This is a genomic window from Acinetobacter calcoaceticus, from assembly GCF_016508255.1.
GTDB classification, from domain to species: Bacteria; Pseudomonadota; Gammaproteobacteria; order Pseudomonadales; family Moraxellaceae; genus Acinetobacter; species Acinetobacter calcoaceticus_E.
This window is the reverse complement of record NZ_JADVKT010000014.1, coordinates 25,762-33,908: the sequence shown is the minus strand read 5'-3', so window position 1 is coordinate 33,908 and position 8,147 is coordinate 25,762. Positions and strand designations below refer to the sequence as shown.

Here is an 8,147-nt window from a genome sequence, read left to right as displayed (position 1 = left end):
AGAGAACAGAGAACAGAGAACAGAGAACAGAGAACAGAGAACAGAGAACAGAGAACAGAGAACAGAGAACAGAGAACAGAGCTTATATATACACGTTTAAATATTGGAGTACGTTTGAATTAAAATTTTGAAGTAGAAAACAAAAAAATTCCTTCTATCGATAAGATAAGAAGAAATTCTTTTTAATCTTTGGGATATTTTAAAGCGTTAAAGCTTTAAAATATGGTCGGAGCAGTAGGATTCGAACCTACGACCCCCTGGTCCCAAACCAGGTGCACTACCAGGCTGTGCTATGCTCCGAAATTGGGGTGAATGACGGGATTCGAACCCGCGACAACTGGAATCACAATCCAGGGCTCTACCAACTGAGCTACATCCACCATCAAATAAGTTCTATGTACCAAGCTACCGGATGGCGCGCCTGACAGGATTCGAACCTGTGACCATCCGCTTAGAAGGCGGATGCTCTATCCAACTGAGCTACAGGCGCTTAACCGATGATGCTTATCATGCGATACTTCGCCGATCTTAAAATATTATTTTAAGTGGTCGGAGCAGTAGGATTCGAACCTACGACCCCCTGGTCCCAAACCAGGTGCACTACCAGGCTGTGCTATGCTCCGATCTATCTCAGCTTTTGCTGTATCGCACATCGTGCGGTACGGTGTGCATTCTAGGCGCGACGCCCTCAGACGTCAACACCTATTGTCAAAAAAAGTTAAAAATCCTTATCAAATGTATATTTAACAAGCATTTTGATGTTTTTTAACGCTTTAACGATGCACTAAAGGCTAACATTCGATCTAAAGGCATTTTGGCACGTTCAGCAAGTGCTGGTTCTACGTGTATTTCTTGATCGCCCTTTTGTAAAACCTCTAAAATTCCGTCAAGTTCATTCATAGCCATCCAAGGACAGTGAGCACATGAACGACAAGTTGCCCCCTCACCTGCAGTTGGAGCTTCAACTAAAATCTTATTTGGTACCGCTTGCTGCATTTTGTAGAAAATACCACGGTCAGTTGCCACAATGAGTCTTTCATTTGGCAAAGTCTGCGCAGCTTTAATGAGTTGAGAGGTACTACCTACTGCATCTGCAATGTCTACCACCGACTCTGGCGATTCTGGATGTACCAATACAGCAGCGTCTGGATACAATGCTTTCATGTTGGCGATGCCACGTGCACGGAATTCTTCATGCACAATACATGCGCCATCCCAAAGCAACATATCTGCACCAGTTTTCTTTTGAATATAACGACCTAAGTGCTGATCGGGTGCCCAAATAATTTTTTCACCCAAGCTATCTAGGTGCTCAACAATTTCAACAGCACAGCTTGAGGTCACCACCCAATCTGCACGTGCTTTCACTGCGGCTGATGTATTTGCATAAACCACTACCGTGTGATCTGGATGTTGGTCACAAAATGCTGTGAATTCATCAACTGGGCAGCCTAAATCGAGTGAACACGTCGCCTCGAGTGTTGGCATTAAAATGGTTTTTTCAGGAGACAGAATTTTTGCTGTTTCCCCCATAAATTTTACACCTGCGACAACAAGTGTAGAAGCAGCATGATCTCGTCCGAAACGGGCCATTTCTAAAGAGTCAGAAACACAACCACCTGTTTTTTCAGCAAGCTCTTGCACTTCGGGGTCACAATAATAGTGAGCCACAAGGACAGCATCACGTTTTTTGAGCTCTGCTTCGATCTGTGCAAACTTTTGTTGTTTTGCTTCTTCACTTAGGCGGTTGTCTTTTGGCTCACCTAAACGGTCTAAATGCGCTTGTACAATGTTTTTTGCATCGTTGGCAATTAAAGTCGCATCACTCATAAAACGTCTTCTCTATCCTTCATGCTGGCATACCTGCTCGCATATAACGTTACTGCTTAAATGATTTACCAGACTGGATCATTTAATATCAAAAGATGGGGCTAATAAAAAAGCCTCTTTGTCGAGGCTTGATTATAACTGAATATTTACGAACGGTAATCAGCATTAATTTTGACATAGTCATAAGATAAGTCACAGGTATATACCGTGTCTTTGGCCTGACCACGCCCTAAATCAACACGAATGGTAATTTCGGTTTGTGCCATAACTCGTGCACCGGCTTCTTCGGTATAGTCCTCAGCTGCGCCACCATCTTTACAGATTTGTACGTCGTCTAACCACACTTGAATTTTAGACACATCTAAGTCTTTCACTCCCGCATAGCCAATTGCCGCTAAAATACGTCCCCAGTTCGGGTCTGACGCAAAAAGTGCAGTTTTGACGAGTGGTGAATGAGCAATGCTATATGCAATGTCACAACACTCCTGAATGTTACCACCACCCTCTACAACAACAGTAATAAACTTCGTTGCGCCTTCGCCATCACGGATAATTAATTGTGCCAAGCGATTCATTACACGAGCAAGCACTTCTAACACCTGAGCATAGCGTGCATCGCTGTCTGATGTAATTTCAGCGCCACCAGCCTGACCAGTTGCTACAAAAATACAAGAGTCATTTGTTGAAGTATCGCCATCAATGGTAATACGGTTAAATGAATGATCGACCGTTGTCTTTAACAGCTTTTGTACTAAATCGCGGCTAATAGGTGCATCTGTAGCCACAAAGCTCAGCATGGTTGCCATGTTTGGACGAATCATGCCTGCACCTTTACTAATACCTGTCATGGTATAAGTGATGCCATCAAGTTCAAATTGTTCAGATGCACCTTTAGGCACTGTATCTGTGGTCATAATGCCAGTTGCAGCATCATTCCAAGCAGCCTCTTGTACGCTATTTAATGCAGGCTGAAGGCCTGCAAGTAAACGCTCCATTGGAAGCTGTTCACCAATCACACCTGTAGAAAATGGCAGTACTTCAAAACTGCTCACGCCTGCAAGCTCAGCCAACTTTGCACAGGTATCTTGGGCATTTTTTAAGCCTTTAGGTCCAGTACCCGCATTGGCATTACCTGTATTAATCACTAAATAGCGAGGGTTGCCTTCGGCAAGATGAGCTTTCGACACATGAACAGGTGCGGCACAAAATGCATTTTGAGTAAATACACCTGCAACATTTGAACCTTCTGCAAACTCAAAAATGACTAAATCTCGTCGGTTCGGGTAACGTACATATGCTTCTGTTGAGCCAATTTTTACACCTTTTACCACATGCATTTGTGGCATTGTTACGTCACCGACAGCCATTTTTAGAACATCCAGAGTTTGTTATGAATAAGATCAATATTTCAAAATAGCGATGCAATAAAACCCGCTTTATATGAAATATCATTGTTGACAGCTTATTAGAAAAGCCTAAAAAAATCGAGCGCTAAAAATAGCTTATTTTTGCTCTAACTTTAATAAAATATCTTTCTTATCAAGACCACCAGCGAAACCTACTAAGGCACCGCCTGCACCAATAACTCGATGACAAGGTGCAATAATTGAAATCGGGTTTTTACCATTCGCAGCACCCACTGCTCTCACTGATTTTTCATTGCCAATTTGAATTGCGATTTGTTTATAACTTCTTGTTTCACCATAGGGAATGGTCAGTAAAGCACCCCACACCTGTTTTTGAAATAAGGTTCCTTCAAAATCTAGTGGCAATGTAAATTCACGGCGCTTGCCTTCAAAATATTCTTCTAGTTGCTGCTGAGTTTTTAATAAAACTGGATGATCAGTTTGTTCGACCAGCTCAGCCAGCCGAACACGTTTTGGATTTTCATTGTCCCAGAGTACTGCCACCAAAGCATTTTCATTCGCAACAAGCTTCAATTGCCCAACAGGCGAATTGATATACTTATAAGACAGCAACATAGTTTATTCTCTTAAGATGGCGATGAAATTTTCATTAAAACCAAACCTGACACAATCAATACAGCGGCAATCATTCGCATAGCGCCAACAGGCTCATGAAGAAAGAAAATACCAACTAGAAATGACCCGATTGCGCCAATCCCAGTCCAAACCGTATAGGCAGTGCCAAGGGGTAAAGTCTTCATTGAAATTGAAAGTAGAATTACGCTCAAAATCATAAAAACTACGGTAATAATACTAGGGGTTAAGCGTGTAAAACCTTCGGACATTTTCATTGAATACGCCCAAATGATTTCAAATACACCTGCTAAAATTAAAATAGCCCAAGCCATAACATTCACTAATTTTTATAGTGTCAGGTCGTCCCGACATGATTACCCAGTCTGGGGGAGGTCGTTCCTCCTTTCTATTGAATCATGAGTTTACTTTAAAATAAAAAATGAAGGCAATTGATATCAATCACACTGCCTTCAATTACCGAATTTTTAAATCAAATTTCTTATATATTTAAACAACTTAGAATCTAAAACTAATCATTTTTTAATAGTAGAATTTTTCGGGCACCATTTAAAACGAATAATACGACAATCAATCCAATAATTAGGTCCGGATAATGAGAACCTGTAAGAGCCACTAAAATACCTGCAACAATGACTCCCAAATTAACAATGACATCATTGGCAGAAAAGATATAACTGGCCTTCATATGTGCCCCACTCTCTTTATGGTCTCTCATTAAATAAAGACAAGTAATATTGGCTGCAAGAGCTAATCCGCCAATTAAAATCATGAGAATTGAAACAGGTTCACTGCCATATATAAAACGACGCAATACATCAACTAACACAATCATGGCTAAGCCAAACTGAAACCATCCGGAAATATGTGCAGCCTTTAATTGAGCATTGAGGTTTTTACCCACCACAAATAAAGCAATACCATAAATCGCAGCATCCGCAAACATATCCAGTGAATCGGCGATTAACCCTGTCGATGAAGCAATAATGCCTGCCATAAACTCAATGACAAACATGACTGCATTAATGAGCAACAGCCACTGTAAGACCTGTTTTTGCGAGGTATTTTTCGAAGATCTCCGTTGTTCTCGTTTAGGTTTTTCAACATACTCATAATGAGGTTGTGTCTGCTGTAATTCAGCACCTAAACCTAAGCGTTGTAAACTTTGAGTAATCAACTCCGCTTGAGCACTATGGTAAATGGCTAAATGACGTGCAGGTAAGTCAAAGTAAAGTTCTTGAATATTTTCAGCGTAAGGGCCTAAAGCCATCCTTACCATTTGCTCTTCTGCTGCACAATCCATTTTAGGAATATGATAATAACTCACCCATTGGCTCTTGTTAGCCGTAGATTCACTAGGCGTAGAATACTCCTGCGGCGATATGCTTGAGCAACCGCAGCTAGCACTACTTTTATTTAAATGTATTTGATTCTCTTGTTTTTCTAAAGCCATCTTTGCACCATAACTGACACAAAAAACAATGCCATCAGTATAAACCAATGGCATGTGTTTAAGCTTATTTTTTGTTCGGCAATTAGAATTTTAGTGTTAACCCTGCTCCATAATACCAGCCATGTTCAGAGTTAGTTCCAACTTGCCATTCGGTTTGTTTTAAACCCTTTTCATAACCATAACCGAGATCAACAAATGGCATTACTTTTTTATTGATTTCATAACGGGTTTGAAAACCTGCTTGTACGCTAGATAAACCGGTTTTACTCGCATAACGAGATTCATCTTGTAAAACCACATTAGCTTTTAGATAAGGTTTACCAATAAGTTTTTGAGTAAAGAGTAAGTCTCTTTCTGTTTCTAAGCTTAGCTTCCATAACTGATCTTCACCTGCGTACAAATACGCATCTGTTTCAAAGAAGTAAGGTGCTAAACCATGTAAACCAACTACACCAGCCCAGCGGTCGTCTTTAATGTCTTCCCTTTGCGAACGTTCATAGTTCACTCCAGCCTGCACATCCCAATAGTCAGCTATATTTCGACTATAAAACACTGAACCACCATAATTGGCATCTTCCGACTCGGCCTTTTCAACGTGTGCTTTGATGAATAATTTATTTTCATCAGTTCCTACCCAACTTTCTAATTCAGAAGAAAAACCACCTTCTCCTCCTTCCTTTTTAGTCCAGGCAGTATCAATGGTTGTCGCTTGATAGATCTGTCCACCATGTTCACGTAAATGATCATGCGTTAAGGGTTCTTGAGCAAAACTAAATACAGATACGCTAGCGAAAGCCCCACAGAATATCATTTGAGAAAACAGCTTAGTGATGCGCATGACTAGCTCCTTTCTCATCATCAGATTGAACAGGTGCTTGAGATTGAGTAGATTGTCCATCATTCACTTGAGCCACAATCAACTTATTCATCATACCTGCACTCATGTGATAAAGCAGATGACAATGAATCGCCCACTCGCCTAATGCATCGGCTGTCAATAACGCAGTAACTGTCTTTCCTGGCGGAACAATAACGGTATGTTTATTTGGTAAGTTTTCTGCTTGCTGACCATTTTCTAATTGCATAAACATGCCGTGTAAATGCATTGGATGCGCCATCATGCTGTCATTCACAAACTTCAAGCGAATACGTTCGCCATATTTAACCTGTAATGGTTCAGCTTCGCTAAACTTCTTGCCATTAATGGTCCAGATATAACGCTCCATATTGCCACCTAATCGAATGACTAACTCTCGTTCTGGCGCACGTGTATCTGGTTGAGGGGTTAAAGACTGCAAATCACTATACTGCAACGCTTTCATACCAACAGGTGTCGAAGCATTTGCCCAGCCATAAACTGGCTTATCTTTTTTATTGGTACTCTCAGATTGAGCTGGCATTTCATGATTCATCTGCATCATAGAATGGTCCTGCTCGCTAGACGGCATTGCCTTCATCTTAGGCATAGCAGACATATCATGCTTCATTCCCATCATTGAATGGTCCTGTTCACTAGACGGCATTGCCTGCATATCATGCTTCATTTCAGGCATTGTTGACATGTCGTGCTTCATTTGCATCATGGAGTGATCTTGTTGGCCAGATGACATATTTTTCATGTCATGGTCCATGTTCATCATTGCATGATCATGATTAGCATGGCTCGGCTCTTTTTTCATTTCCGACATCACCGACATGTCATGGCTCATATTCATTTGATGGCTAGCATGTTCATCACCGCCCCCATCACCATGATTCATGCCCATATCATCCATGGTCAATAAAGAGCGCGGACGTGGCTTTGGCATTTTAATTGGACCAACCGCTTGAGTATTTTCATCATGCAAAGTACCGATAGCAAAACCACTACGGTCAATAGACTCTGCTTCAATCTGATAGTTTGGCTGTTTAGGTTCAACAATTACATCATAGGTTTCGGCTGTACCAATACGAAACTCATCAATTGCAACAGGTTTTACTGGCTGCCCATCTGCACTCACGACTGTCATTTTCAAATTTGGAATTCGGACATCAAAAAATGACATTGCAGATGCATTAATAAATCGTAATCGAACTTTATCGCCTGCCTTAAAATCACCTGTCCAGTTTTGCTGTGGCGTTTTCCCATTCACTAAGAAAGTATAACCAGTCACATCGGACATATCGGTTTTTAACATTCGCATCTGGTTCCACATCGAACGATCTTGCCAAGTTGCTTTTAAGCCTTGCGTTTTAACTTGTTTCCAAACGTCAGATACGGTTTCACGACGGTTTTGATAATACTCAGCAGATTTTTTCAAATTCTTCATAATGCTATCGCTAGAAGAATTATGAAAATCAGACAGCATCACCACGTAATCACGGTCAGTTTTTTCATGAGCTGCAACCGGAACTTTTCCTTTAGGATAAATCACAAGCGGACCATATAAGCCGTCTTGCTCTTGGCCTTTACTATGTGCGTGATACCAATAGGTGCCGTTTTGTTTCACCTTAAAGCGGTAAACAAAATCTCCGTTTGGCGCGATTCCTTTAAAATTATTAAAACCCGGTACGCCATCCATTAACCCCGGCAACAATAACCCATGCCAATGCAAAGATGTATCCTGATTTTTTAATTGATTATGAACATGAATAACAGCTTCATCCCCTTCCTCAAACTCAAGGAGAGGTGCTGTAAACTTTCCATTTACGGTAATTCGCTTTAGCGGTTGACCAGTAATATTCACCTGTTGTTCATTAATATTCAGGTGATATTCCTTAATTGCTGCCAGAGTCCATGGTGAAACCAATAGACCAAATACAGCGACTAAGCTGCTAAGTGTTTTATGAGACATTGCTGTAATCCTTTTTAATTAAAAAATAAG

At 40.9% G+C, this 8,147-nt stretch carries 7 protein-coding genes and 4 tRNA genes; all 11 read right to left on the bottom strand.

What is annotated here, in order from left to right; genetic code table 11:
- Nucleotides 1-223: 223 nt before the first annotated feature.
- A tRNA-Pro gene (locus I5515_RS17115) sits at nucleotides 224-300 on the bottom strand.
- Between the two features lie 4 nt (nucleotides 301-304).
- A tRNA-His gene (locus I5515_RS17110) sits at nucleotides 305-380 on the bottom strand.
- Between the two features lie 33 nt (nucleotides 381-413).
- Nucleotides 414-490 (bottom strand) — tRNA-Arg (locus I5515_RS17105).
- A 56-nt stretch (nucleotides 491-546) separates the two neighbouring features.
- Nucleotides 547-623: transfer RNA gene (locus I5515_RS17100), tRNA-Pro, on the bottom strand.
- Nucleotides 624-765: 142 nt separating this feature from the next.
- A complete protein-coding gene (nadA, locus tag I5515_RS17095; protein ID WP_009390598.1) occupies nucleotides 766-1,830 on the bottom strand; it encodes a quinolinate synthase NadA in 1,065 nt (354 codons plus the stop codon).
- A gap of 146 nt (nucleotides 1,831-1,976) precedes the next feature.
- A complete protein-coding gene (gene argJ, locus I5515_RS17090; RefSeq protein WP_199968915.1) occupies nucleotides 1,977-3,197 on the bottom strand; it encodes a bifunctional glutamate N-acetyltransferase/amino-acid acetyltransferase ArgJ in 1,221 nt (406 codons plus the stop codon).
- A 135-nt stretch (nucleotides 3,198-3,332) separates the two neighbouring features.
- A complete protein-coding gene (locus I5515_RS17085; protein ID WP_199968913.1) occupies nucleotides 3,333-3,812 on the bottom strand; it encodes a methylated-DNA--[protein]-cysteine S-methyltransferase in 480 nt (159 codons plus the stop codon).
- Between the two features lie 11 nt (nucleotides 3,813-3,823).
- Entirely contained in the window at nucleotides 3,824-4,144 is a 321-nt protein-coding gene (locus I5515_RS17080) for a DMT family transporter (RefSeq protein WP_033848158.1), read from the bottom strand.
- 197 nt (nucleotides 4,145-4,341) lie between these two features.
- Nucleotides 4,342-5,337, bottom strand: a complete 996-nt coding sequence (locus I5515_RS17075; RefSeq protein ID WP_199968911.1) for a cation transporter — start codon at nucleotides 5,335-5,337, stop codon at nucleotides 4,342-4,344.
- Between the two features lie 28 nt (nucleotides 5,338-5,365).
- Complete coding sequence (locus tag I5515_RS17070; RefSeq protein WP_199968909.1) at nucleotides 5,366-6,121, bottom strand: copper resistance protein B; 756 nt, start codon at nucleotides 6,119-6,121, stop codon at nucleotides 5,366-5,368.
- Entirely contained in the window at nucleotides 6,108-8,117 is a 2,010-nt protein-coding gene (locus I5515_RS17065; RefSeq protein WP_199968907.1) for a multicopper oxidase domain-containing protein, read from the bottom strand. Before I5515_RS17065 ends, I5515_RS17070 begins: the two co-directional genes overlap by 14 nt.
- Nucleotides 8,118-8,147: the final 30 nt, after the last annotated feature.

What these genes read in the sequence shown, in the direction of transcription:
- nadA (WP_009390598.1), bottom strand. Translation starts at nt 1,830, where the DNA reads ATGAGTGATGCGACTTTAATTGCCAACGATGCAAAAAACATTGTACAA.
- argJ (WP_199968915.1), bottom strand. Translation starts at nt 3,197, where the DNA reads ATGGCTGTCGGTGACGTAACAATGCCACAAATGCATGTGGTAAAAGGT.
- I5515_RS17085 (WP_199968913.1), bottom strand. Translation starts at nt 3,812, where the DNA reads ATGTTGCTGTCTTATAAGTATATCAATTCGCCTGTTGGGCAATTGAAG.
- I5515_RS17080 (WP_033848158.1), bottom strand. Translation starts at nt 4,144, where the DNA reads ATGGCTTGGGCTATTTTAATTTTAGCAGGTGTATTTGAAATCATTTGG.
- I5515_RS17075 (WP_199968911.1), bottom strand. Translation starts at nt 5,337, where the DNA reads ATGCCATTGGTTTATACTGATGGCATTGTTTTTTGTGTCAGTTATGGT.
- I5515_RS17070 (WP_199968909.1), bottom strand. Translation starts at nt 6,121, where the DNA reads ATGCGCATCACTAAGCTGTTTTCTCAAATGATATTCTGTGGGGCTTTC.
- I5515_RS17065 (WP_199968907.1), bottom strand. Translation starts at nt 8,117, where the DNA reads ATGTCTCATAAAACACTTAGCAGCTTAGTCGCTGTATTTGGTCTATTG.